Annotated in this window: 23 protein-coding genes; 7 read left to right on the forward strand and 16 right to left on the reverse strand. The window is 67.1% G+C overall.

Going from position 1 to position 23778, the window contains the following annotated elements:
* Positions 1–27: 27 nt before the first annotated feature.
* The 6 genes from ACE026_RS07635 to ACE026_RS07660 form a co-directional block, all read right to left on the reverse strand.
* Positions 28–1011 (reverse strand): aldo/keto reductase, encoded by a 984-nt coding sequence (locus ACE026_RS07635; protein WP_486038581.1) that lies wholly within the window; start codon positions 1009–1011, stop codon positions 28–30.
* Positions 1012–1147: 136 nt separating this feature from the next.
* The gene (locus ACE026_RS07640; RefSeq protein WP_486038582.1) at positions 1148–1879 is read right to left on the reverse strand and encodes a PIN domain-containing protein; all 732 of its coding nucleotides are present in this window, start codon (positions 1877–1879) and stop codon (positions 1148–1150) included.
* A 19-nt stretch (positions 1880–1898) separates the two neighbouring features.
* Positions 1899–2360, reverse strand: a complete 462-nt coding sequence (locus ACE026_RS07645; protein WP_486038583.1) for a hypothetical protein — start codon at positions 2358–2360, stop codon at positions 1899–1901.
* Between the two features lie 239 nt (positions 2361–2599).
* A complete protein-coding gene (locus tag ACE026_RS07650; RefSeq protein ID WP_486038584.1) occupies positions 2600–3235 on the reverse strand; it encodes a hypothetical protein in 636 nt (211 codons plus the stop codon).
* Position 3236: 1 nt separating this feature from the next.
* Entirely contained in the window at positions 3237–4373 is a 1137-nt protein-coding gene (locus ACE026_RS07655) for a PilT/PilU family type 4a pilus ATPase (protein ID WP_486038585.1), read from the reverse strand.
* A gap of 51 nt (positions 4374–4424) precedes the next feature.
* Complete coding sequence (locus tag ACE026_RS07660) at positions 4425–5462, reverse strand: type IV pilus twitching motility protein PilT (RefSeq protein WP_019185385.1); 1038 nt, start codon at positions 5460–5462, stop codon at positions 4425–4427.
* 108 nt (positions 5463–5570) lie between these two features.
* Between ACE026_RS07660 and ACE026_RS07665 the strand changes: the two genes are divergently transcribed.
* The 3 genes from ACE026_RS07665 (at position 5571) to ACE026_RS07675 (ending at position 7853) form a co-directional block, all read left to right on the forward strand.
* Entirely contained in the window at positions 5571–6251 is a 681-nt protein-coding gene (locus ACE026_RS07665) for a YggS family pyridoxal phosphate-dependent enzyme (RefSeq protein ID WP_486038586.1), read from the forward strand.
* A gap of 28 nt (positions 6252–6279) precedes the next feature.
* The gene (proC, locus tag ACE026_RS07670; RefSeq protein ID WP_486038587.1) at positions 6280–7101 is read left to right on the forward strand and encodes a pyrroline-5-carboxylate reductase; all 822 of its coding nucleotides are present in this window, start codon (positions 6280–6282) and stop codon (positions 7099–7101) included.
* Positions 7102–7250: 149 nt separating this feature from the next.
* A complete protein-coding gene (locus ACE026_RS07675; RefSeq protein WP_313212132.1) occupies positions 7251–7853 on the forward strand; it encodes a short chain dehydrogenase in 603 nt (200 codons plus the stop codon).
* Positions 7854–7878: 25 nt separating this feature from the next.
* On the opposite strand, the gene soxR is transcribed toward ACE026_RS07675, so the two are convergent.
* On the reverse strand, positions 7879–8313 hold the full coding sequence (gene soxR / locus ACE026_RS07680) for a redox-sensitive transcriptional activator SoxR (RefSeq protein WP_183073810.1): 435 nt from the start codon (positions 8311–8313) through the stop codon (positions 7879–7881).
* A 91-nt stretch (positions 8314–8404) separates the two neighbouring features.
* Between soxR and ACE026_RS07685 the strand changes: the two genes are divergently transcribed.
* Entirely contained in the window at positions 8405–9778 is a 1374-nt protein-coding gene (locus ACE026_RS07685) for an MFS transporter (protein ID WP_486038588.1), read from the forward strand.
* Positions 9779–9803: 25 nt separating this feature from the next.
* Here the strand turns inward: ACE026_RS07685 and ACE026_RS07690 are convergent, their stop codons facing one another.
* Positions 9804–11753 (reverse strand): esterase/lipase family protein, encoded by a 1950-nt coding sequence (locus tag ACE026_RS07690; protein WP_486038589.1) that lies wholly within the window; start codon positions 11751–11753, stop codon positions 9804–9806.
* Complete coding sequence (locus ACE026_RS07695) at positions 11750–12727, reverse strand: Lnb N-terminal periplasmic domain-containing protein (protein WP_486038669.1); 978 nt, start codon at positions 12725–12727, stop codon at positions 11750–11752. The genes ACE026_RS07690 and ACE026_RS07695 overlap by 4 nt, the downstream gene beginning before the upstream one ends.
* 209 nt (positions 12728–12936) lie before the next feature.
* On the opposite strand from ACE026_RS07695, the gene ACE026_RS07700 reads away from it, so the two are divergent.
* Positions 12937–13347: a GFA family protein gene (locus ACE026_RS07700; RefSeq protein WP_486038590.1), complete on the forward strand. Its 411-nt coding sequence runs from the start codon at positions 12937–12939 to the stop codon at positions 13345–13347.
* Here ACE026_RS07700 and ACE026_RS07705 read toward each other — a convergent pair.
* The 3 genes from ACE026_RS07705 to ACE026_RS07715 form a co-directional block, all read right to left on the reverse strand.
* Positions 13344–13562, reverse strand: coding sequence for a hypothetical protein (locus tag ACE026_RS07705; RefSeq protein WP_265309492.1), 219 nt, complete (start codon positions 13560–13562; stop codon positions 13344–13346). The genes ACE026_RS07700 and ACE026_RS07705 overlap by 4 nt on opposite strands.
* A gap of 112 nt (positions 13563–13674) precedes the next feature.
* Positions 13675–16788, reverse strand: a complete 3114-nt coding sequence (locus ACE026_RS07710) for an efflux RND transporter permease subunit (protein WP_486038591.1) — start codon at positions 16786–16788, stop codon at positions 13675–13677.
* A gap of 7 nt (positions 16789–16795) precedes the next feature.
* On the reverse strand, positions 16796–18001 hold the full coding sequence (locus ACE026_RS07715; protein WP_486038592.1) for an efflux RND transporter periplasmic adaptor subunit: 1206 nt from the start codon (positions 17999–18001) through the stop codon (positions 16796–16798).
* A gap of 178 nt (positions 18002–18179) precedes the next feature.
* On the opposite strand from ACE026_RS07715, the gene ACE026_RS07720 reads away from it, so the two are divergent.
* Entirely contained in the window at positions 18180–18863 is a 684-nt protein-coding gene (locus ACE026_RS07720; RefSeq protein WP_486038593.1) for a response regulator transcription factor, read from the forward strand.
* Positions 18856–20226 (forward strand): sensor histidine kinase, encoded by a 1371-nt coding sequence (locus ACE026_RS07725; RefSeq protein WP_486038594.1) that lies wholly within the window; start codon positions 18856–18858, stop codon positions 20224–20226. Before ACE026_RS07720 ends, ACE026_RS07725 begins: the two co-directional genes overlap by 8 nt.
* Before the next feature lie 59 nt (positions 20227–20285).
* On the opposite strand, the gene ACE026_RS07730 is transcribed toward ACE026_RS07725, so the two are convergent.
* The 4 genes from ACE026_RS07730 to ACE026_RS07745 form a co-directional block, all read right to left on the reverse strand.
* Positions 20286–21164: an SDR family NAD(P)-dependent oxidoreductase gene (locus ACE026_RS07730; RefSeq protein ID WP_486038595.1), complete on the reverse strand. Its 879-nt coding sequence runs from the start codon at positions 21162–21164 to the stop codon at positions 20286–20288.
* 86 nt (positions 21165–21250) lie between these two features.
* Complete coding sequence (locus tag ACE026_RS07735; RefSeq protein ID WP_088432854.1) at positions 21251–21634, reverse strand: YbjQ family protein; 384 nt, start codon at positions 21632–21634, stop codon at positions 21251–21253.
* 122 nt (positions 21635–21756) lie between these two features.
* Positions 21757–22053, reverse strand: coding sequence for a hypothetical protein (locus ACE026_RS07740; protein WP_486038596.1), 297 nt, complete (start codon positions 22051–22053; stop codon positions 21757–21759).
* Positions 22054–22151: 98 nt separating this feature from the next.
* On the reverse strand, positions 22152–23669 hold the full coding sequence (locus tag ACE026_RS07745; RefSeq protein WP_486038597.1) for an alpha/beta hydrolase: 1518 nt from the start codon (positions 23667–23669) through the stop codon (positions 22152–22154).
* Positions 23670–23778 lie beyond the last annotated feature (109 nt).

A 23778-nucleotide genomic window follows, 5' to 3' on the forward strand; every position in this document is an offset into this window, starting at 1 on the left:
AGCGTCCCCCCCCCCCCCCCGCCTCGCTCAACGCGCGACCAGCTTCTGCCGCTCGGCGTTGTAGCGATCCCCAACGATGGCGACGCTGTTCAGCGCCGCAGCGATCTGCTGCAGGTCCGCATCGCTCAATACCACTGCCACCGCGCCCAGGTTCTCCGTCAGGCGGTGCAGCTTGGTCGTGCCGGGAATCGGCACGATCCACGGCTTGCGCGCCAGCAGCCAGGCCAATGCGACCTGCGCCGGCGTTGCCCCCTTGTCGGCGGCAATCGCGCTGATACGATCCACCAGCGCCTGATTGGCCTGGCGCGCTTCGGCTGCAAACCGCGGCACGCTGTTGCGGAAGTCATCGGCCGCGAACTGCGTATCCACGCTGATCGCACCGGTCAGGAAGCCCTTGCCGAGCGGGCTGAACGGCACGAAGCCGATCCCCAGCTCTTCCAGCACCGGCAGCACCGCCTGTTCCGGCTCTCGCCACCACAGGGAGTACTCGCTCTGCAGCGCCGTCACCGGCTGCACGGCGTGCGCACGGCGAATGGCATCGACACCGGCTTCGGACAAGCCGAAGTGCTTCACCTTGCCCTCGCCGATCAGGTCCTTGACCGTGCCGGCCACGTCCTCGATCGGCACGTTCGGATCCACCCGGTGCTGATAGAACAGATCGATGCGGTCGGTCTTCAGGCGCGACAGGCTGGCCTCGGCCACCGCGCGGATACGCTCGGGGCGACTGTCCAGGCCCGCATCGGCATGGCCATCCTTGAAGCCGAACTTGGTGGCGATCACGAGTTGGTCGCGGAACGGGGCCAGCGCCTCGCCGAGCAGTTCCTCGTTGAGGAACGGCCCATAGGCTTCGGCGGTATCGAAGAAGGTCACGCCCTGCTCGACCGCGGCGCGCAGCAGCGCGATCGCCTCGCTGCGGTCGGTCGCCGGACCATAGCCATAGCTCAACCCCATGCAGCCCAACCCGAGGGCGGAAACCCGCAGGCCGCTGCGGCCCAGTTCACGTGTCTGCATGGGGGTGCTCCTGCCGGTGGGACCGGCGTCATGGGGGACAGCCACGATAGCCCTGCCGGCTATGGAGATTGGATAGTGCGAAGTGCTGTCGGTGATGAGCGTGGCTCATCAATCGAAGAAGACCGCAGGCAGTGCATCAGCCTGGCAGCGCGTAGGTGACCTTTTTGTCCTTGATCGATACCCATTTGCGCTGCTGCAGTTGCTGGATCAAGGCCGTGCGCTCGCCCGCCTTCAGGGTGTTCTGGAACATCGCACTGATGGCGTTTTCCAGTGTCTTCGACGTTCTGGGTCTTGCCGCTCCCTGTTTCCCCAAGAGCACAACAATGCGCTCGATACGCTTGGCAGACTCACCGGAAGCTGGCTTTGGCTTCGGCGTGGGCGTGGTTTGGGAAGCACTCACGGCCGGCGCTTGCTTCGCCAGCATAGGAAGTACTGCTGGATGTGTAGCCGACACCGATGCGGACTGCGCACACGGCATGTCGCCACTGGGGGTATGCACATCGCCCGCCAATGACAGGTCTTCGATGGACGCTGCGCGGGAGACTCTCAGCCCTCGCGCGCGCAGATGCTTGACCAGCGGATCGAAGCCCGTATCTCTGGAGATGATATGAAAACTGCAGTGAGGCGCCGCAGCCGCCAGCTCACCGATATAGAACGCAATGTGGAAATCCAACGCATTGGAGCCACCGCCATTGCAGCGGATGTAGCGTGTACCCGTTCCCAGCGCCTGAAGTGCGGCAGCGACATCGATACTGATCTTCGCCTGTGCCACACCGACGAACACCAGCACATGAAAGTCAGGCCCCTCCAACGCCGCCAGGGTTTTCGGCTGCACGTTCTCGTAGTCGATCAGGACGTAGTTGCGCACTGCCACCATTATCCAGCCCTCAGGAAGCGCCACCGCCGCGCAGCGTACCGATCAACGCGAGCAGCAGGAAGAATCCACCAAAGATCACCACCAGGATGTGCCACACCCCAAAGCGGTCGTACACACGCATGTCCATGCCCTCGTCGTGATGGTAGCGACGCAGCAGGCTGTTGACCGGCAGCAGCGGAACGAAGCTGAACAATGCGAACAGCCACAAGCCGTTGGGAAGGCGGCTGGAGAAATTCAGCAGAAAGTAGGCGACTGCCAGCAGGCCCGGTGCGAACGCCAGCGGACGGCGGTGATTGCTTGTGGCATCGCGAAGATTGGCGAAGCACAGAAACGCCCAGAGCGGCGAGAAAAGGGCGCGCGCCCACGGCCATTGGTCCCCACCGGTTTCATGCTTGATCGCCCGCCAGTTTCGCCAGAACCAGTACACCGGATAGATACCCAGCGTGGTCAGCGACAATGCGGCGATCTTCAACGCGGGTGGCGAGTAGTACGTTGCGAGGTCAGTGGCGGCGAAGGTCGCCTCTGGCAGTACGGGAGAAGCCATTGGCGCGGTCGCCGGCGCCCGATACGGGTCGTGCATGTCCATATGCCCATCACCTGATACGTTGATACCGGCGAGGTGCCGGCGCCCCCTGCGTCCCGGTTGGCCGGTACGGCGCGACTATCGCAGAGCCCCAGCGTCTTTTCCAGATGCGCCACTGAAGCGTGTCCTCAATCCCGTACAGGGGGCGCATCACACCCCGCCAACCTCAACATCGCGCGGCCCGCCTGGCGCAACGAGAGCGCCTTCGGCTGCCAGCGGTACACCCAGTGCTGCCGGCCCTGGCGCAATGATTCGAAGTACCAGCCCTCCCCATCCAGACCGAACCGGGCCGGGACGTCAGGCTGCAGGCCATCAAAGGCATCCACCATCGACGCCCACTCCGTTGCGGTCAGCTCCCGGTCGGCCGCACATGGCCACGCCGCTTTCTTCGTGTACCCCGGCGCTGACAGTTCAGGAATGCTCCGTGAAGTCATCCACATATGTCCGGCTGCATCACGCTGCGCCCGCACCGCAATACCCGGCGAAAACGGCGGCTCCCAGATGAACCGATACGCCTCCGCAGGCGGCGTGCCACAACGGAACGATGGCTCCTTGATGCCTCGCAGCGCGCCGGCGTAAGCCCAGGCAACCGAGTCCACCATCCCCGCCTCGTCCGAAGGGTCAAGCGAGTCGACGTCCCCCAGATACCACTCCGGTGCATCCGGATCGGTACAGCCGGGGAGACCCACCGCCTGAGCGGCGGGAGCCGCACACAGCATGCTCGCTGCCAACAGCATCCCGCCCCAGCGTGCGTTCGATGCCATCTCAGCGGACTTCCGAAATCTCCACCCCATCCAGCCCCTGCGACAGCGTGCGTGCATCGCCACCCTGCGAGAGCTTGATGCGCAGGCGCACTTCGTTCTGCGAATCGGCATAACGCAGCGCGTCTTCGTAACTGATCTCACCGGCCTGGTAGAGCTCGAACAGACTTTGATCGAAGGTCTTCATGCCCAGCTGGACCGAGTCCTTCATCACTTCCTTGAGCTTGTGGATTTCACCATCACGGATGTAATCCTGCACCAGCGGCGTACCCAGCATGATCTCCATCGCAACCTTGCGCGATTTGCCATCCGGCGAGGGAATCAGCTGCTGGGCGACCACGCCCTTGAGGTTCAGCGACAGATCCATCAGCAGCTGGTTGCGGCGGTCTTCCGGGAAGAAGTTGATGATGCGGTCCATCGCCTGGTTGGCGTTGTTGGCGTGCAGCGTGCACAGCACCAGGTGGCCGGTTTCGGCGAAGGCGATGGCGTGGTCCATGCCCTCGCGGGTGCGTACCTCGCCGATCATGATCACGTCCGGCGCCTGGCGCAGGGTGTTCTTCAGCGCCGCTTCCCAGCTATCGGTATCGATGCCCACTTCGCGCTGGGTGATGATGCAGCCCTCGTGCTTGTGGACGAATTCGATCGGGTCTTCGATGGTGATGATGTGCCCGGTCGAGTTGTGGTTGCGGTAGCCGATCATCGCCGCCAGCGAGGTCGATTTACCGGTACCGGTGGCGCCGACGAACAGGATGATGCCGCGCTTGGTCATCGCCAGCGTCTTGATGATCGGCGGCAGGTTGAGCTCTTCCACGGTCGGAATGCGCGTCTCGATCCGGCGCAACACCATGCCGACCTGGTTGCGCTGGTAGAAGCAGCTCACGCGGAAGCGGCCGACACCGGACAGGCCGATGGCGAAGTTGCATTCGTGGGTCTTCTCGAACTCTTCGCGCTGCGCCGGCGTCATCACGTTCAGCACCAGGTCGCGGCTCTGCTGCGGCGTCAACGGGATCTGGGTGATGGGCGAGATCTTGCCGTTGACCTTGATCGCCGGCGGCATGCCTGCGGTGATGAACAGGTCCGACGCCTTCTGGTGCGCCATCAGCTTGAGGAACGAGGTGAAGTCGATGGTGGTGGTGCTCATCGCGGTGTACTCCGAAGGTTTTCAGGAGCCGGCCAGCGGCCGGCACTACCACTATTCGAAAATCCGCTTGTCCTTGGCGTACTCGCGCGCCTGGTTGCGGGTGATCAGGCTGCGCTTGACCAGATCCTGCAGGTGCTGGTCCAGGGTCATCATGCCCATCTGCTGGCCGGTCTGGATCGCCGAGTACATCTGCGCGACCTTGTCTTCGCGGATCAGGTTGCGGATGGCCGGGGTGCCCACCATGATTTCCCAAGCGGCCGTACGCCCACCCCCCACCTTCTTCAGCAGCGCCTGCGAGATCACCGCGCGCAGCGACTCGGACAGCATCGAGCGCACCATCGGCTTTTCGCCGGCGGGGAACACGTCGATGATGCGGTCGATGGTCTTGGCGGCCGAGCTGGTGTGCAGCGTGCCGAACACCAGGTGGCCGGTTTCCGCGGCGGTCAGCGCCAGACGGATCGTTTCCAGATCGCGGAGTTCGCCGACCAGGATGATGTCCGGATCCTCACGCAGGGCCGAACGCAGCGCTTCGTTGAAGCCGTGCGTATCGCGATGCACTTCGCGCTGGTTGATCAGGCACTTCTGCGAGGTGTGCACGAATTCGATCGGATCCTCGACGGTGAGGATGTGGCCGTATTCGTTCTTGTTGATGTGATCGATCATCGCCGCCAGCGTGGTCGACTTGCCCGAACCGGTCGGCCCGGTGACCAGGATCAGGCCCTGCGGCTGATCGATCAGCTCGCGGAAGATCGGCGGGCAGGCCAGGTCTTCCAGCGTGAGCACTTCCGACGGAATGGTACGGAACACCGCACCCGCGCCACGGTTCTGGTTGAAGGCGTTGACTCGGAAGCGCGCCAGCGAGGGAATCTCGAACGAGAAATCGACCTCGAGGAATTCTTCGTAATCGCGACGCTGCTTGTCCGACATGATGTCGTACACCAGCGCGTGGACCTGCTTGTGGTCCAAGGCCGGAATATTGATGCGGCGGACATCGCCGTCAACGCGGATCATCGGCGGCAGGCCGGCCGACAGATGAAGATCCGACGCTTTGTTCTTTACAGAAAACGCCAACAGCTCGGCGATATCCATGCGCTGCTACTCCCCATGACTGCTGCGACTGGAAGGTTCTTTCCCCGGGCGGCAGTATAGAGCGAGATGTGCACAATACGCTCCAGCCCCTGATCCACCGGACCCGCCGTGACCACCCAGCCCCTGCCCGCCATCCTGACGAACCTGCACAACGCGGCGGTGGCCGCCGGGCGGCCAGATCCGGTCCTGCTGGCGGTCTCCAAGACGCAGCCGGCCGAGGCCGTGCAGGCCCTGGCGGCGCAGGGACAGCGCGCCTTCGGGGAGAACTATGTGCAGGAAGCGCTGGCCAAGATCGAGGCCTTGGCGGCGCTGGGCCTGGAATGGCACCTGATCGGTCACCTGCAGTCCAACAAGGCCGAGCTGGCCGCCCGCCATTTCGACTGGGTGCAGAGCGTGGACCGGCCCAAGCTGGTCACCGCGCTGGCTGCGCACCGCCCACCCGACCAGCCGCCGCTGAACGTGCTGATCCAGGTCAACATCGATGACGAGGACAGCAAACACGGCTGCGCGCCGGAAGACATCGATACCCTCGCCGCCGCCATCGCTGCGGCGCCGCAGCTGCGACTGCGCGGGCTGATGGCGATCCCGGCGCCCTGGCCGGAGGCCGAACGGCGCCAGGCCGCCTTCACCCGCATGGCCGCGTTGTTCGCCACACTGGCCGCAGCGCATCCGCAGGTGGATACGCTGTCGATGGGCATGAGCAGCGATTACCCTGACGCCATCGCCCATGGCGCCAGCATGGTCCGCATCGGCACCGCGCTGTTCGGCGCCCGCCCGCGACCGGCCTGAGCGCCCCGCCCGTTCCAAAGGAGAGTTCATGAGCACGTCCCCCATCACCTTCATCGGCGGCGGCAACATGGCCCGCAGCCTGGTCGCCGGCCTGGTCCGCCAGGGCGTGGCCCCGGCCAGCATCCACGTCGCCGAGCCGGTGACCGAACTGCGTGAGCAGCTGACCGCCGAGTTCGGCATCAAGACCTACGCCAGCGCGACCGAAGCCGCCGCGCAGGGCACGGTCTGGGTGCTGGCGGTGAAGCCGCAGGTGCTGCGCGATGTCTGCGCCTCGCTGACCGATATCGCCCAAGGCAAACAGCCGCTGGTGGTCTCCATCGCCGCCGGTATCACCAGCGGCCAGCTGGACCGGTGGCTGGGCGGTGGCATGGCGGTGGTCCGCGCGATGCCCAACACGCCGGCCTTGCTCGGGGCCGGCGTCACCGGCCTGTTCGCCACCGCCGCGGTGAGCGACGCGCAGCGCGCGCAGGCCGACACCGTGCTGGCCAGCGCCGGGCGCACCGTGTGGATCGATGACGAAGCGCGCATGGATGCCGTCACCGCCGTCTCCGGCAGTGGCCCGGCCTATGTGTTCCTGTTGGCCGAAGCGATGGAAGCGGCCGGCATCGCTCAAGGTCTGCCGGCCGAAGCGGCCCGCACGCTGGTGGTACAGACGCTGCTCGGTGCCTCGCGCATGCTCGATGAATCCGGTGAAGCCCCGGCCGAACTGCGTCGCCGCGTGACCTCGCCGAACGGCACCACGCAGGCGGCGATCGAGAGCTTCCAGGCCGACGGCTTTGAAGCCATGGTCGCGCGCGCGATCGACGCGGCGACGACGCGCGGGCAGGCATTGTCGGCGGCGAATGATTGACGACCAGGCGCAGCCACGCATGGCGTGGCGCTACCTTGGCCGCCCCCTGACCGGGTAGCCACCCCCATGGGTGGCTGGCCCGCGATGCGGGAACGAGAAGCAGCCACGCAGGGCGTGGCGCTACCCCTACGTTTACGGGAGACATGCACATGAAGATCCTGCTTGTCGGTGCCAGCGGAACCCTTGGCCAGGCGGTCGCCAGCACGCTTGGCGCCCACCATGAGGTTATCCGCGCCGGCCGTCATGGCGGCGATGCGCAGGTCGATCTCACCGACGATGCGAGCGTGCAGGCGCTGTTCGCGAAGGTAGGCAAGGTCGATGCCGTGATCGCGACCACCGGCCGGGTCCACTTCGGTCCGCTGGCCCAGATGCGGCCGGCCGACTTCAACCTCGGCCTGCAGGACAAGCTGCTCGGCCAGGTGCGGCTGAGCCTGGCTGCCCAGCATCACCTGAACACCGGCGGCTCGATCACCCTGACCAGCGGCATCATCAGCGCCCAGCCGATCCGCGATGGCGCCAACGCCACGGCGGCCAACGCCGCGCTGGAAGGTTTCGTGCGCGCCGCCGCCTGCGAGTTGCTGCCGCGGGGGCTGCGCATCAATGCCGTGAGCCCGAACGTGCTGGCCGAATCGATGGATGACTACGGCGCGTACTTCCCGGGCTTTGAACCGGTGACCGCGCAGCGCGCGTCGCTGGCCTACCAGCGCAGCGTGGAAGGGATCCAGAGCGGACAGGTATTCACTGTCTGGTGAGGCCGACGCCGGCCAGTGGCCGGCACTACTCCCAGCGGCGCGGGCCGTCGCCCTGATCGCCGAGCGCATCACCGGGGTTGGTCAGGCGGCAGCGCTTCAACGACAGGCACCCGCAGCCGATGCAGTCGGTGAGCTGGTCACGCAGCAGCAGCAACTGCTCGATGCGCTGGTCCAGTTCGCTGCGCCACAGTGCCGACATCTTCGCCCACTCGGCCTTGGTCGGCGTCTTGTTCTCCGGCAGCGCCGCAAATGCGGTCGCGACCGCCTCCAGCGGCATCCCGACCCGTTGGGCGACGCGGATCACCGCCAGCCGGCGCAGCACGTCGCGGGCGAAGCGGCGCTGGTTGCCGGCGGTGCGCAGGCTGCGGATCAGACCCTTGCGCTCATAGAAATGCAACGCCGATACGGCCACCCCGCTCCGTTTGGCGACCTCGCCTACACTCAGTTCCTGCGCGATCACTGCTTGACCTCAACCATGGTTCAGGTGGCATCCTGCGCGCCGCTGGGGGTGCACTGCAAGCCCGGCCCTCTTCCCGATGTCTGGAACCCGCATGTCCGCTGACGTTTCCTCTCCGCCCGCCACCGCTCCGGTGGAGAACACGCCGATCCCCTCGATCCTGTCGCCGGCCTACCGGGCGACCACGATCGGCATGGTTGCGCTGGTCTCGCTGCATGGCTTCGAGGCGTTGGCCGTGGCCGCAGCGATGCCCACCGTGGCCCATGACCTGGACGGGCTGCGCCTGTACGCGCTCGCGTTCGGCGGCACCTTGGCCACCAGCGTGATCGGGATGACGCTGTCCGGGCGCTGGAGCGACCAGCAGGGCCCGGCGCGGCCGCTGTGGATGGGCCTGGCGTGCTTCATCGCCGGCCTGCTGGTGGCCGGCTTCGCCCAGCAAATGCCGGTGCTGGTGCTTGGGCGCCTGATGCAGGGGCTGGGGGCCGGCGCGATTTCCGTGGCGCTGTACGTGCTGGTCGGGCGCTCGTTCCCCGAGCCGATGCGGCCGCGCGTGTTCGCCGCATTCTCCGCCGGTTGGGTGGTGCCTTCGCTGATCGGCCCCAGCATCAGCGGCCTGATCGTGCAGCACCTGGGCTGGCGCTGGGTGTTTCTGATCGTGCCGCTGCTGGCGATCCCGGCGGCGTTGCTGCTGCGCCCCGCCCTGCGCCAGGTCGGCGTGGTGGCCGCGGGCAGCACCGGCCGCAACGTCGTGCCCTGGGCCGTGGGTGCCTCCCTCGGCGCGCTCACGCTGTATATCGGCGGCCAGCAGAAGGGATGGCTCGCGCCAGCGCTGCTGGTACCGGCCCTGGCCGTGCTGGCACTGTGCAGTTGGAAGCTCCTGCCTACCGGCACGTTGACCCTGCGCCGCGGCCTGCCCAGCGTGATCGCGCTGCGTGGGATCGCCGCTTCCGCGTTCTTCGGTTGCGAAGCCTTCCTGCCCTTGCTGCTGCAGCGCGAACGCGGCTTGACCCCGCTGTTGGCAGGCGTGGCACTGAGCCTGGGTGCGTTGGGTTGGTTTGCCGGCTCATGGCTGCAGGGCCACCAGCAGCGCGGCTGGTCACGCCGGCAGTTGCTGCAGTCCGGTGCGCTGTTGATGTGCGTGGGCATCGTGGCCACGTCGCTGGCGATCCAGCCGGGCATGCCGCTGTGGTCGGCGATGGTGGGCTGGGTGCTGACGGGGCTGGGCATGGGGCTGATCTATCCCAGCCTTTCGGTGCTCACGTTGTCGCTGTCAGCGCCGGCACACCAAGGCGCGAACACCTCCGCCCTGCAGCTCAGCGAGGCCCTGGGCGTGGCGACCACGCTGGCCGTGTCCGGCTCGTTGTTCGCGCTGTTCCTGGAGGGCCGGGAAGCCCTGGGCTACCTGCTGACCTTTGCGATCATGCTGGTGCTGGCGATGCTCAGCGTGGCGGTGGCGCGGCGGATCTGAGCGCGGTGGCGTGGCGCGCGCATCCTCACGGATGCGTGTCGCCGACCTCTTTCAGATCCTCACGCAGGATGCGGCGGATCTCCAGCACGGCCTGCGGGGTCTCCTGCACGCTGTGCCCGGAGATGATCACCTTCTCCGATACCGCCCCCTCCAGATGCGCGCTCCAGTACGGCACCAGGCCATCATCGGACTGCAGCAACGGCACCTCCGGTTTGCGCTGGGCGATGATCGAGTGGTACTTCAGCCCCGGTGTGATCGGCAGCGCACCAGCGGCCTTCACGAACGGATCGCTGGCCTTGAGGTTGTCGATGCTGTTGGGAATCTGCAGCTTGGTGGTGCTGTTGGCCGATTCGGATTCCTGCAGGGTCAGGAACACATCCTCGAACTTGCCCAGGATGGTGATCGGCAACCGCACCAGCCGGCCGATCAGGCGCCCCAGCCGGTTGCCCGCGATGTCCGTGCCTTTGTGCGGCGCGGCGATGAAAATCACCCGCTCCACGTTCGGCTCGGCGGTGAAGTGCAGCAGCGGGCCGAGCTTGGCTTCGACGCGCTTCAGGCGCTCGCCCTTGAGATCGTAGTTGGCCAGCAGATCGTTCCACAGCACATCGCCGGAGGAGGTCACCAGCAGGCGTGCAAGCACGCCGCCCATGCTGTGCCCGATGAATACCATGTCCTTGGCCGCCGGCGTGCTGCCGGTCGGGTCGAAGTGCTTGAGCGTATTGTTGAAGGCCTGGTTGATCTCGTAGCGGTTCAGCGCGATCGGGGCGTTGGTCGGGTAGTACACCTGCCAGACCTGGAAATGCCGGCGCAGCTCGGGATCGCCCATGATCTCGTTGGCCACGTTGACCCAGGCTTCCGGGCTGCTGCCCAGGCCGTGCAGCATGAAGATGATGCGGCGGTTGGGGTCCCACGGCTGCATCAGGTACATGTGCGGCGCGCCGATGCCTTCGCTCAGGCCGAACAGCGTGCGCAGCGACTGCGTGGCAAAGCCCGACTGGGCCAGCCACAAGCCGTAGGCCGCGGTGAAATTGCCGGCCAGCGGTACCTTCTCACCGTGCAGGTCCACGCTCTCGGTGGACTCGGGCGAGTACACATCGAACAGCACCTGGGTGGTATCGAGCACCTGCTGCAGATTGTCGCCCTTGAAGCGCAGCAGGGCGGTAGCGTTGATCGCCGACATCTCGCTGTACTGCGGAATCTCCGCCTTCCCGCCGTCGGCCGGTGCGACCAGCTTGGGTGGGTCCATGATCACCACCAGCTCGGCACCGAAGCCATCGCGGCGATAGGTGCTGCGCAGCCCGGCAAAACTCACCGCCGAGGCGGACACCATCCGGGTCGGGATGCTCTGCATGCGCAGCTCATCGAAATCGGCGGTCAGCGTCCAGCGCTCCCCGGCCACGGCAGCGTTGTAATCCTCGCCTTCCAGCGCGCTCTCGCGGCTGCGCTTGAACACCACCGAGGCGGTCTGCTCGGCGGCGTAGTTGTAGTAATCGCGCACCTGCGTCTGGCGATCTTCGAAGGCGCGGTCCGAAGGCGTGCGCCCGCTGAAGAACAGGTAGGCATACGCATACCGCGCCGCTTCCAGCCACGCATCCAAGGCCGCGTCGGACATCGGCGTCTTTTCGCGGTCCTTGGGCTTGGGGGTCAGCGCCAACGCGGTCTTCACCCACAGCTCGGCCTGCGCTGAAAGGCGCTGTTCCTCGGGCAGGACATCGGTCTCTTCCAGCGTCTTCTGGCAGCTGGCCACGTCCTTTTCGCACTGCGCCACGTCTATGCCGATCACGCTCAGCGTTTCCTGCGAGGCGGCGCTGAGCTTGCCCGAGGTCAGCACGTCGCCGCGCTTGTTGGCGAGGTAGTCGGTCGGGGCCACCTGCTTCATGGTGACCATCGCACAGCCACTGGACAGCAGCAGAGAAAGCACCACGGCCAGCATCGGCAACGCGCGGTGCGGCAACAGCTTCAATGCGGAACTCATGGAACGCTTCCCTGCTCTGCCCCCGGGACGTCCCGGCGGATCACCTGTGAAAAATCATCGGTCTCGCTGCTTGCCCGCGCACGGTCGGTAATCCGCCCGCGTGCCTTCAGCGTCTCGAACGGTACCCCCGGCGTGAGCACCCCCAGATCGCGCGCGTATTCGGCGAAGTAGCCCGAGGCCAGCAGCCGGTAGTCCATCGGCAGGCCAGGCGCGATCTGCTTGGCCAGTTCGTACACGATGGTGGTGCAGTTGCTGGTCAACGTGTTGTAGAACGCCGGGGCGGCATCGAGCTTGCGGGCCTCGCCGAGGTAGGACACGAACAGCGCTTTGAGCTGCTCCTGGGTCATGCCGTGCAGGCGGTACAGATAGACATCTTCGCCCCGCGCATTGGTGCGGGTGCGCACGATGTCGGTTTCCTCCGAGGCGACCAGGGTCATCTCGAACTTGCGGAAGAACCCGCCCAGCGCGGAGAACGACTCGCCGCGCTCCTTGCGGATCTCCAGCGAGAACACCAGGTAGCGACCGTCGTCGAAACCGAAGGAAATCAGCGTGTGCGCGATCGCCGGGCCCATCCAGTAGGACATGATCAGATCGGCCGAGCGCAGCTGATCCAGGTTGTACTCGCGGCGTACCCAGCGCGCGTCGTAGTCGGTCTCGCTGCGCCAGGTGAAATCACGCACGTTGTCGAGCACCACACGCGGGCCATCGACCTCGACCACCTTCAGGCGCTGGGCGACATCATCGGCCCAGACGCGATCCTGACGTGGGGTGAGCAGCAGCCACCAGACGCCCGAGAGCACCAGTGCCACGCCGTACAGCACGCCTGGCCAGCGCCCGGCGCGCGCACGCGCCACCCCGATCGCCCCGGTGACGGCAAATACCGCCCACAGGCCGACCAGCACATACCGCACCCAGCCCGGACCCGGCAGCTGGTAGGCCAGCAAACCGGTGATCCACAGCGCCGCCAGCAGCATCAGCAGCGTCAGCCCCCATCGTCCTGCCTTCTTCACGCATCGATCCGTCGTCTATCCGGGGCGCTAGTTAGCCATAACCCCTGTGTGCGCTGCATGTCGAGCCTGTTCAGCTTCGAGCCGGCGTTCACCCCGGACCCGGCACCACATGGCGTCGCCTGCCCACCCGATCGCATACTTGGGCACCAATGGCTACCCGGGAAGCGCCCCTCATGCAGGGATTGACCACCATCGGCGGCGTGCCGATCCAGCGCCACCATCTGCTGCGCTGCCATTGCGGCGCCGTCGTCCTGCGTCTGCACCTGCCCGACGGCGTGGTCTCGCCGCGGCGTTGCGACTGCTCCATGTGCCGCCGCCGCGGCGCGATCGTGGCCTCGGTGAAGCTGGCGGATCTGGAGATCGTGCAGGGCCATGACGAACTGCGGCTGTATCAGTTCAACACGCACGTCGCCCGCCACCACTTCTGCAGCGTGTGCGGCATCTACACGCACCATCAGCGACGTTCTTCACCGGATGAATATGGCTACAACGTCGGCTGCCTGGACGGGGTCAATCCCTTCGATATCGGCGAGGTGCCGGTGAATGACGGGGTCAACCACCCCGCCGATGCCAACCGCGCTTAGCGCCGGCCCGGGCCGACCTTCTGCCACGGGGCCATGCCCTTGCGCCCATGCAGCAGCGGGCGTTTGAGCGGCATCCGGCGCGGCATCGGGATGCCCACCCCGGGCGCGGCGGTATCGTCCTGGCGCAGTGACTCGGCGCGCTGGCCGACCAGCAGGGCCGCCACTTCTTCCAACCCGTTTCGCATGGTCCGAGCGACCGTCTGCAGGGGATTCATGGCGTGTCTCCAAGCGGTGTGGGGACGCTCTACGCTAATGGCCCAGCGGCATCGAAACCGTGAACGGAATGGGTCAACAAGATGAAATCGGGGGTCCGGGGGACGCCGCCGTTCAGTGTTTTGCCACCGGATCGGGCCGGGCCTTGCCCAGCCGCCGCACCAGCACGAAGAACAGCGGCACCAGCAGGATGGCCAGCAGCGTGCCGGAGAGCATGCCGCCGATCACGCTGACCCCGATCTCGCGCCGGCTCACCGCGCCAGCGCCGGTCGCCAGTGCCAGCGGGATCACGCCAGCCACGAAGGCCAGCGAGGTCATCACGATCGGCCGCAGGCGCAGGCGCGCGCCCTTCAGTGCCGCCTCCACCGCCGAGCTGCCCGCGCGGTACTCCGCCTCGGCGAACTCCACGATCAGGATCGCGTTCTTGGCCGATAGACCAATCGTGGTCAGCAGCCCCACCTGGAAGTAGATGTCGTTGACGAAGCCCGCCGCGGTGGTGGCGATCACCGTGCCGATCACGCCCAGCGGAATGACCAGCATCACCGCCACCGGCACCGTCCAGCTCTCATAGAGCGCGGCCAGGCACAGGAAGATGAAGGCGATGGACGCCGCGTACAGCCACAGCGTCTGGTTGCTGGACAGCTGCTCCTGGTAGGACAGTCCACTCCACTGCAGCGCAAAGCCGGGCTGCTCGGCCACCAGCGTCTGCATGGTCTGCATCGCTTCGCCCGAGCTGCGCCCTTCGGCGGCACTGCCCTGCACCTGCATCGCCGGCAGGCCGTTGAAGCGCTGCTGCAGCTGCGGCCCGCGTGACCAGTGGCTGCTGGCGAAACTGGCGAACGAGGCCATCTGCCCGTTGCTGCCGCGCACATACCACTGGCCGATGTCGTCGGGCACGCTGCGGTAGGGCTGGTCACCCTGCACGTACACACGCTTGACCCGGCCGCGGTCCAGGAAGTCGTTGACGTAGGTGCCACCCCACGCCGAGGACAGCGTTGAATTGATGTCGGCCTGTGCCAGGCCCAGCGCGCTGGCCTGCGCCTGATCGATGACCAGGTGCAGCTCGGCCTTGTCGCCAAGACCGTTCAACCGCACCGAGGTGAGCCGGTCGTCATCGCTGGCGGCCTGCACCACCTTCTCCTGCGCGGCCTGCAGCGCCGGGCGGCCGGCAGCGCTGTTGTCCTGCAACCACAGCTCGAACCCGCTGGACTGCCCCAACCCACGCACCGCCGGCGGCGCCAGCACGTTGACCTTCGCATCGGGCAGGTTGCGGAAGTAGGCGTTGGCGCGGGCGATGATCGCCCCGGCGCTGTGCCTGGCATCGCGTTCGGACCACGGCTTGAGCGCCATGAACCCCTGCCCCGCGTTCTGCCCGGTGCCGGCGTTGTTGCGGCCGACCACCACGAACACCACGTCCAGGCTGTCCTTCTCGTGCTCCATGAAATAGCGGCTGATCTGCTCACCCAGTGCCTCGGTGCGCGCCATCGGCGTGCCTTCCGGGGTGGAGAACTGGAACGTCACCTGGCCCTGATCCTCCACCGGCAGGAAGCCGGTCGGCATGCGCGCGTACAACACCACCATGCCCACCACCAGCAGCACGTAGAAGGCCATCCAGCGCCGCGGGTGCGCCACGATGCCGCCCAGCTTGCCGCGGTAGCCGTTCTGGCTGCGCTCCACGCCGCGGTTGAACCAGGCGAAAAAACGGCCCGGTGGCTTCTGCGCGCTCGATGGCTTGAGCAGGGTCGCGCACAGCGCCGGGGTCAACGTCAGCGCGACCAGTGCCGACAGCGCCATCGCCGAGGCGATCGTGATCGAGAACTGCCGGTAGATGATGCCGGTGGAGCCGCCGAACAAGGCCATCGGCAGGAACACCGCACCGAGCACCACGGTGATGCCGACCAGCGCCCCGGTGATCTCGCCCATCGACTTCTCGGTCGCCTCGCGCGGCGGCAGGTGTTCCTCATGGATGATGCGTTCGACGTTCTCCACCACCACGATCGCATCATCCACCAACAAGCCGATCGCCAGCACCATCGCGAACAGGGTGAGCGTGTTGATGGTGAACCCGGCCACCGCCAGCACGCCGAACGTGCCCAGCAGGACCACCGGCACGGTGATCGCCGGGATCAAGGTGGCGCGCAGGTTCTGCAGGAACAGGAACATCACCACCACGACCAGCACGATCGCCTCGATCAGGGTGTGGATGACGCCCTCGATGGAGACACGCACGAACGGCGTGCTGTCGCGCGGGTAGGCCACTTCCAGCCCGGGCGGGAAGCTCGGGCGCAACCGCTCGATCTCGGCGCGCACCGCATCGGCGGTCTCCAGCGCGTTGGCGCCGGAGGCCAGCGTCACCGAGAAGCCGGCGGCGGGATAGCCGTTGAGGAAGCTGCTGGTCTGGTAGTTCTCCGCACCGATCTCCACCCGTGCCACGTCGCTCAGGTGCACGGCCGCGCCGCTGGGCAGGGTGCGCAGGATGATCGCGCGGAACTGCTCGGCGGTCTGCAGTCGCGACTGGGCAGTAACGGTGGCGTTGAGCGCCTGTTCCGGCCCGGTCGGCAGGGCCCCCAGTTCACCGGCAGTGACCTGGGTGTTCTGCGCCTGGATCGCGGTACGCACATCCGAGGGCATCAGATCGAACGCGCGCAGCTTGTGCGGGTCCAGCCAGATGCGCATCGCATACGGCGAACCGAACACGTTGATTTCGCCCACGCCGGGAATGCGGCTGATCGGGTCCTGCACATTGCTGACCAGGAAATCGGAGACGTCCACCCGCTCCATGCGCCGGTGGGTGTCATACAGCGACACCACCATCAGCGAATCGCCCTGCGATTTGGCCACGGTCACGCCCTGCTGCTGCACTTCCTGCGGCAGCCGGTTGATCGCCTGGTTGACGCTGTTCTGCACCTGCACCTGGGCGATGTCCGGGTTGGCGCGCTGGTCGAAAGTGACCGTGATCCGCGCCTGGCCCGAAGACGAACTGGTGGAGGAGAAATACAGCAGGTGGTCGATGCCCTTGATCTGCTGCTCGATCACCTGGGTGACGCTGTCTTCCACTGTCTGCGCCGAGGCGCCCGTGTAGTTGGCGGTGATGTTGACCTGCGGTGGCGCGATATCCGGGTACTGCTCCACCGGCAGCTGGGTCACCGCGATGGTGCCCAGCGCCATGATGCAGATCGCCAGGACCCAGGCGAACACCGGGCGGTGGATGAAGAAGCGCGGCAGCATCGGCGGCTCAGCCTTCGCCGGCCGGCGCGGCGGTGGGCGCCGTGGCCGGTGCGGCGGCGCCCGCTGGCTTGATCCGTACCGTGGCGCCCTCGCTCAGGCCCTGGCGGCCACTGAGCACGACCTGCTCACCGGCACGCAGGCCGTCGAGTACCAGCCACTGGTCGCCCACCGCACGCGCCGTGGTGAAGGTCCGTTGATGCACGCGGCCGTCCGCGCCCACCACCCATGCCAGCGCCTCGCCTTTCGGGCTGCGGTCCACCGCTGCCTGCGGCACCAGCAGGGCCTGCTGGCGTGTGCCCTGCCCGACCCGGGCGCGCACGTACATGCCCGGCAACAGTTGGCCCTGAGGATTCGGGAACTGCGCGCGCAGGGTGATGCTGCCGGTTTCCTGGTCCACATCGATGTCGGCAAATTCCAGCGTGCCGGTCACGGCGTAATCGGTGCCGTCGGACAGTTTGAGCTGCACCGGCGCGGTGGTCGCCTCCACGCCGCCCTCAGCGATCGCACGGCGCAGCGCCAGGTACTCGTTGCTGGACTGGGTGATATCCACGTTCATCGGATCCACCTGCTGGATGCGCGCCAGCGGTTCGGCCTGGCCGTTGGTCACCAGCGCGCCCGGGGTGAACAGCGCGCGGCCGATCCGCCCGCTGATCGGGGCGGTCACCCGCGCAAATCCCAGATTGGTTCTCGCCGTATCGCGCACCGCCTGCGCCGCCTGCACCGCCGCTTCGGCCTGCTGGTGGGTGGCCACTGCATCATCCACGTCCTGCTGCGCCGCCAGCTGACCGGCACCGAGCTGCTGCATGCGCTGCGCACGCAGCCGCGCCGCCACCGCAGTGGCCTCGGCCGTGCGCAGGTTGGCCTGCGCTTCGTTCACCGAGGCCTGGTACAGCGCCGGTTCGATCTGGAACAACGGCTGTCCGGCCTTCACCATCTCGCCCTGCTCGAACAACCGCGCCTGAAGCACCCCGGAGACCTGCGGGCGCACATCCGATTCCTGCGAGGCCACCGTGCGCCCGGGCAACTCCTGGGCCAGCGCCAGCGATTGGGTCTGCAGGGTCAGTACCGTCACCTCCGGCGCCGTACCGTGCGCCTTGGGCGCCTCTTTGCTGCAGCCGGCCATCACCAACGCCACGGCCAGCCCCAGCAGCGGCAGGCGCCAAGGGGGGGACAACAGGCCGGGGGCCGGGGAGGACGGGAGCGGATCGGTCATGGGGGACGGTATTCCAGGCGTGAACGGGGCACGCGGCACCGGTCGGCAGGGCCACTGCTCGGGGCGAATATAGGAGAAGCGGGGGGAGGATCCGGCGAAAACCGCATGAAACATTTTTCATTTGCAGTCCCTCCGGGGGGTTGCGACGATGCACCGGTCCCAATCGTCAAAGTGGCCCATGCCGCGCGTACTCACCATCGAGGACGACCTCGTCACCGCCGAGGAAATCGCCACGGAACTGCGCAGCCACGGCTTCGAGGTGGACCGGGTGGGCAATGGCGAGGACGGCCTGGCCATGGCCTGCCGCGGCGACTATGCCGTGATCACCCTGGACCGCATGCTGCCGGGCATGGATGGCCTGGCCCTGGTCACGGCCCTGCGGCGCCAGGGCATCACCACCCCGGTGCTGATGATCAGCGCCCTGTCCGATGTGGATGAGCGGGTCCGGGGCCTGCGCGCCGGCGGCGACGACTACCTGACCAAACCCTTCGCCTCGGATGAAATGGCCGCCCGCGTGGAGGTGTTGATCCGTCGCCATGGGCAGCCTGCCGTGGCGGAGAACCAGTTGCGCGCCGGAGACCTGGAGCTGGACCTGATGACCCGCACCGCCCGCCGCGCCGGCGAAGAGATCACCCTGCTGCCGACCGAGTTCAAACTGCTGGAATTTCTCGTGCGCAACGTCGGCCAGGTGGTCACCCGCACCATGTTGTTCCAGGAGGTATGGGGCTACCACTTCGATCCCGGCACCAACCTGATCGACGTCCACATCGGCCGCCTGCGCAAGCGCATCGACCAGCCCGGGCGGTCCCAGCCGATCCGCACCGTGCGTGGCACCGGCTATGTCCTGGACGACCATGTCTGATCACTGGCGTTCCTCCAACAGCCGGCTGCTTGGGCTGTACTGCGTGCTGTTCGTGGCCTGGTCCAGCGTGCTGCTGGGGGTGATGTACTGGCGCGTCTCGGACTACCTCAACGACCTCGCCGAATCCGGCCTGCAGCAGCGCGCGCACCTGTTCGAGAAGTTCGAGGGGCAGGCGCTGGACGATGCGCTGCGCGACAGCCTGCGCTACGACCTGCACGGGGCGTATGCCTACGGCATCTTCAGCCGCAACGGGCAGCCGCTGTCCGGCCCCCTGCTGGCGATTCCCGATGGCCTGCGCATCGATGGGCACGCGCAGGCAGTGGAAGGCTGGTCCCTGCGCAATGGGCCGATCAAGGCGCCCGGGCGCGCGCTCGGCGTGGAAACCCAGGATGGCCGCCTGCTGGTGTTCGTGCGCCAGAGCGGCAAGCTGACCGCGGTCAACAGCATCATCCTCGATGCGCTGCTGTGGGGCGTCTCGTTGACCGTCCTTCCCGGCCTGGCCGGCTGGCACATCCTGCGCCGGCGGCCGCTCAAGCGGATCCAGGAGATCGAGGCGGCCACCAACCGCATCATCGCCGGCGATCTCGGCCAGCGCCTGCCCGTGTCCGGCCGCCCGGATGAGATCGACCGTCTGTCGAGCATCGTCAATGCCATGCTCGAACGCATCGAGCAGCTGATGACCGAGGTCAAGGGCGTGTGCGACAGCATCGCGCATGATCTGCGCACCCCGCTCACACGCCTGCGCGCGCATCTGTACCGCACCCGCGTCGGGCTGGAGGAAGATGACCCGCGTGCCGCGCAGCTGGACAAGGCGCTGACCGAAACCGACCGGCTGATGGCGCGCTTCGGTGCGCTGCTGCGCATCTCCGAACTGGAAAGCCACCAGCGCCGCTCCGCCTTCGTCGAACTCGATGCCGCCGAACTGCTGCAGGAACTGCACGAGTTCTACCTGCCTCTGGCCGAGGAGAAGGATCAGCAGCTGCTACTGGAGATCGATCCGCAGGTGGGCACGCTGTGGGGCGACCGCGAACTGCTGTTCGAAGCGCTGGCCAACCTGCTTTCCAACGCGCTGCACTTCACCCCGGCGGGGGGCCGGATCGTGCTGCGCGCGGTGGACGACCACGGCGCACCGCGCATCGATGTGATCGACAACGGCCCCGGCATCCCGCCGCAGGATCGCAGCCTGATCTACCAGCGCTTCTTCCGCGGCGGCAGCGGCGGCGAGACGACCGAGGGGTTCGGGCTGGGGCTGTCGATCGTGGCCGCCATCGCCGGCCTGCACGGGTTCCGGGTCCGCGCCGGGGACGCGCCGGGCGGCGGCGCATGGCTGAGCATCCGCTGTGCGGCGGAGGGGCTTCGCTGACACCAGGCCGCCTGCACATCGCGCAGCGCCAGGAAAGTAGACGGAGACGTGCGCGGGCATCAGCGTGGCTCTACAGCCGCCTTCGCGATGGCTGGCCACTGCGCGGCGACCTCTTCCACACTACCTGCCGGCACCGCCCGCAGATCGCGCGGATAGTGCACACCCTCGGCCTCGCTCAGCCGCGTGGCATGGAACTGGCCGTTGCTCGCACGCAGGATCCAGCCGCCCTCGGTACAGGCGCGCGAGGCCAAGAACACGACGCCCGGAGCCACGGCCTCCGGATGCAGTTCGTCCGGCTCGCCTTCCACACCCCACATGCGGGTTTTGGCCACCGGTGATACCGCATTGACCACGATGCCATGCGCCGCGCCCTCGGCGGCCAGCACGTTGACGATCCCAACCGCGGCCGACTTCGCCGCCGCGTACGCCGCCAGCCCGTGCTGCACGTACTGCGGATACAGCGCGCGGTCGGAGGTGGTCAGCACGATGCGGCCATGGCCCTGCGCCTGCATGGGCGGCCATGCGGCCTGCGCCAGCCACAGCGGCGCCTTGGCCGCGACCGCCATCATGTGGTCGAAACGATCCTCATCCACCGCATCGATCTGCTGATACTCGACCCAGCCGGCGTTGTGCAGGATCACGTCCAAGCCGCCATGTCGCTGCAGAATGTCAGCGACCCGTGCGGCAGCCGCAGTGCGGGTAACAATGTCATGGCGGCTGGCCTCGACAGAAAGCCCCTCTGCACGCAGACGCGCAACCGCGTGATCGATCCGCTGCGGATCGCGGCCGGTACCGTCCAGCGTGGCGCCCACGTCCTGCATCACCACGTGTGCGCCGCGCTGCGCCAGCAACCGGCTGTAAGCGAAGCCGAGGCCACCCGCGGCGCCGGTGACCAGGGCCACCTGCCCGGCGAAAGAAAGTGTGTCGTTGATCGTCATGCGGACAGCATCCGCCCTGGGCAGCGCGGATGCCAATACCGATGACAGCTTGCTGCGATACTCAGGGCGTATCGCGCGCGCGATGCTTAGAGGTGCGTGGGCTCGACGATCACCGCCGTGCCGTAGCACAGTACTTCGGTCAGGCCGGTCATCACGTCGGTGGCGTCATAGCGCATCGCGATGATCGCGTTGGCGCCCAGCAGCCGCGCATGGTTGGACATGTCCCGGTAGGTCTCTTCGCGCGCCTGCTCGCACAGCTGCGTGTAGATGGTGATGTTGCCGCCGAAGATGGTCTGCAGCCCGCCCAGGAAGTTGCCCACGATGGAACGCGAACGCACGGTGATGCCACGCACCACCCCCAGGCTTCGCACCACGCGGAAGCCCGGCAGCTCCATCGCCGTGGTCACCATCGAATCGTCGAGCCGGGTTGCCGGGCCTGCGCGGCCACCGCTGTTGTAAGGATCTGCCATTGCTGCCTTGTCCAGGTTGAGAGTATCGATCCGGCCAGCGCGCACGGTGCGGCTGGCGCTGGCGGAAGGATAGCGCCAAGGCAAGCATGGAGGCGACGACCCGTGACGCCCCAGCGGCGCCCCTATACCCCGCCGAGCCTGACCACTTGGTACACCGCGACATTCCGCTCGGCCAGCGCCCGCACCACCTCGGGAATCAGCTGCATCGGCAGGTCCACTTCATAGCCGTGCGGACGGGAATGCAGCAGTGAGGCATCAAAGTCGAAGGCAGCATTGTCGCTGGCACGCTCGACAAGGAGTGCGGTGATGGCATCGCGGGCGATCCCTTCCCACTCGCCCACTTCGAAGTAGACCCGGTACAGCGTGTCGCCGTAATCGTCGGGCGTGCCGTGCACGGATGCCGCCGTTGAATCGGTCATCGTGTCCTCCTGTGTTGGCGCAAGCGCCGTGGCCAGCCGAAACCATACACCCCGGTCGGTCCACAGCGCCTGCACACAGGCGCAGTTACGGACCGCTCTCAGCGCCCGCGCGGATCCACCAGATCGCTCTTGCTACGCGCAAACACCGGCGCCCCCACGTCCAGCTCCGCATCACCCACCGGCCGCCCCCCCAGGAAGTCCGTGATGCCTGCGGCGATGGCAGGGTTCCCGAGCCACAGCTCATTGTCGTGGCTGGCCCCGCGCACCAGCAGGGTGCGGCTGTCGCTGAAGCCCGGCCTCAGCGCCTCGGCATTGGCGGGCGGCGTGCGCCCATCCAGCGTGCCACTGATGAACAGCACCGGCACATCGCTGCGTAGCGGCCCGCGGAAGGCATCGCCAAGATCGACCAGCCCCAGCCCATCCCCGAGCGCCGGGAACGGGAAGTTCAGCGCATCGCCAAACAGGCTCTCGCGTGACTGCACCTCGGCCAGTGCGCGGCGCTGCGCAGTCTGGCCCGAGGCCACATCCATCGCCAGCGACATCGCGCCGTAGCTGCCGTACTCACTGCGCAGCAGCAGGACCATCGCCGCCAGCAGATCGTAGTCGCCGTTCTCGGCATCGCGCAGGATCAGCGGCAGCCATTGCTGAGTCATGCGGCGCCCGAGACACGCACTGATCGCCAACTGCGCGTCGTACGCGCCGATCATCACCGGCTTGCCACCGTGCATGACACTGCGGCCCTGGCGCGGCTGCTCGCGCAGGGCGGCCAGCACGCGCGTGGCCGAGCCGGTCAGATCATCGAAGCCCGCTCCTTTGGCCAGCACGCTCAACTCCGCCAGCAGCGCATCGGCCGACAGCGGCAGCTTCAATGTGTCATCGGGGCCTTCCGTCCCCATCAGCACCACGCGGTCCAGACCGGCGCCGTGCAGGCGCACCGTGGCCAGCGCCAGATGCGTGCCGTAGCTCATGCCCCACAGGCTGATCTTCGGCACCTTCAACGCGCGCCGCAGATCCTCCAGATCGCCGGCACTCTCGGCGGTGGTGTAGGCAGCCAGATCCACGCCCGCCTCCCGCCAGTACGCCACGCAGCGGGCGGCAACGTCACGCAGCGCGGCGAGCGCCGCATCGTGCTGCAGCGGCTGTGCATCGTCGAACGTGTGCTCATGCGGGCACGACGGCGGCGGCTCGGACTCGCCCGCCCCGCGCTGATCAAGCAGCAGCACATCGGTCTCGCGCCGGACCTGATCGAACACCGGCCAGCGCGGACCGCGCCCGGTGCCGATGCCCGAGCCACCCGGGCCGCCGGCCAGGTACACCACGGGCGCTGCATTGCCATCGCCACCCGTTGCCGGAAGGCGCACCACCCGCAGGCGCATGCGCGGTCCGTTGGGGTCGGCATGCCGCCGCGGGACCTCCAGATAGCCTGCCTCGGCGTCGATGGTGCCGTGCTTCTGCGTCTCGAACGCGTACGGGGTAAACACCAGCGGCGCTGACGCGTCACGTGCCAGTACAGGCGAGACGCCGACAAGTGCCAGCCACAGTGCCGCCAGTGGCGTGACCCGCAGGCGTCGACCGGACGAAGAGGAAGGGAACAGGCAGGGCGAGACAGTGGACATGACGGACTCCAGGTAGGAGGAAGGACGAACAGGGCGCCGAGGAGCGGCGCATGCACTACGCCGCCAGCATCACCTCGCCCGAGGCAGCCGAGGACCGCGCGTCCGCCGA

It is taken from the genome of Stenotrophomonas sp. AGC87, assembly GCF_057333975.1.

Bases quoted from the DNA above. Each gene is read 5' to 3' on its own strand.
- ACE026_RS07745 (WP_486038597.1), bottom strand. From the start codon at position 23,669: ATGTCCACTGTCTCGCCCTGCCTGTTCCCTTCCTCTTCGTCCGGTCGA.
- proC (WP_486038587.1), top strand. From the start codon at position 6,280: ATGAGCACGTCCCCCATCACCTTCATCGGCGGCGGCAACATGGCCCGC.
- ACE026_RS07675 (WP_313212132.1), top strand. From the start codon at position 7,251: ATGAAGATCCTGCTTGTCGGTGCCAGCGGAACCCTTGGCCAGGCGGTC.
- ACE026_RS07710 (WP_486038591.1), bottom strand. From the start codon at position 16,788: ATGCTGCCGCGCTTCTTCATCCACCGCCCGGTGTTCGCCTGGGTCCTG.
- ACE026_RS07725 (WP_486038594.1), top strand. From the start codon at position 18,856: ATGTCTGATCACTGGCGTTCCTCCAACAGCCGGCTGCTTGGGCTGTAC.
- ACE026_RS07695 (WP_486038669.1), bottom strand. From the start codon at position 12,727: ATGCTGCTGGCGGCGCTGTGGATCACCGGTTTGCTGGCCTACCAGCTG.
- ACE026_RS07740 (WP_486038596.1), bottom strand. From the start codon at position 22,053: ATGACCGATTCAACGGCGGCATCCGTGCACGGCACGCCCGACGATTAC.
- ACE026_RS07735 (WP_088432854.1), bottom strand. From the start codon at position 21,634: ATGGCAGATCCTTACAACAGCGGTGGCCGCGCAGGCCCGGCAACCCGG.
- ACE026_RS07700 (WP_486038590.1), top strand. From the start codon at position 12,937: ATGCAGGGATTGACCACCATCGGCGGCGTGCCGATCCAGCGCCACCAT.
- ACE026_RS07720 (WP_486038593.1), top strand. From the start codon at position 18,180: ATGCCGCGCGTACTCACCATCGAGGACGACCTCGTCACCGCCGAGGAA.
- ACE026_RS07650 (WP_486038584.1), bottom strand. From the start codon at position 3,235: ATGGCATCGAACGCACGCTGGGGCGGGATGCTGTTGGCAGCGAGCATG.
- ACE026_RS07660 (WP_019185385.1), bottom strand. From the start codon at position 5,462: ATGGATATCGCCGAGCTGTTGGCGTTTTCTGTAAAGAACAAAGCGTCG.
- ACE026_RS07715 (WP_486038592.1), bottom strand. From the start codon at position 18,001: ATGACCGATCCGCTCCCGTCCTCCCCGGCCCCCGGCCTGTTGTCCCCC.
- ACE026_RS07685 (WP_486038588.1), top strand. From the start codon at position 8,405: ATGTCCGCTGACGTTTCCTCTCCGCCCGCCACCGCTCCGGTGGAGAAC.
- ACE026_RS07635 (WP_486038581.1), bottom strand. From the start codon at position 1,011: ATGCAGACACGTGAACTGGGCCGCAGCGGCCTGCGGGTTTCCGCCCTC.
- ACE026_RS07705 (WP_265309492.1), bottom strand. From the start codon at position 13,562: ATGAATCCCCTGCAGACGGTCGCTCGGACCATGCGAAACGGGTTGGAA.
- ACE026_RS07730 (WP_486038595.1), bottom strand. From the start codon at position 21,164: ATGACGATCAACGACACACTTTCTTTCGCCGGGCAGGTGGCCCTGGTC.
- ACE026_RS07690 (WP_486038589.1), bottom strand. From the start codon at position 11,753: ATGAGTTCCGCATTGAAGCTGTTGCCGCACCGCGCGTTGCCGATGCTG.
- ACE026_RS07655 (WP_486038585.1), bottom strand. From the start codon at position 4,373: ATGAGCACCACCACCATCGACTTCACCTCGTTCCTCAAGCTGATGGCG.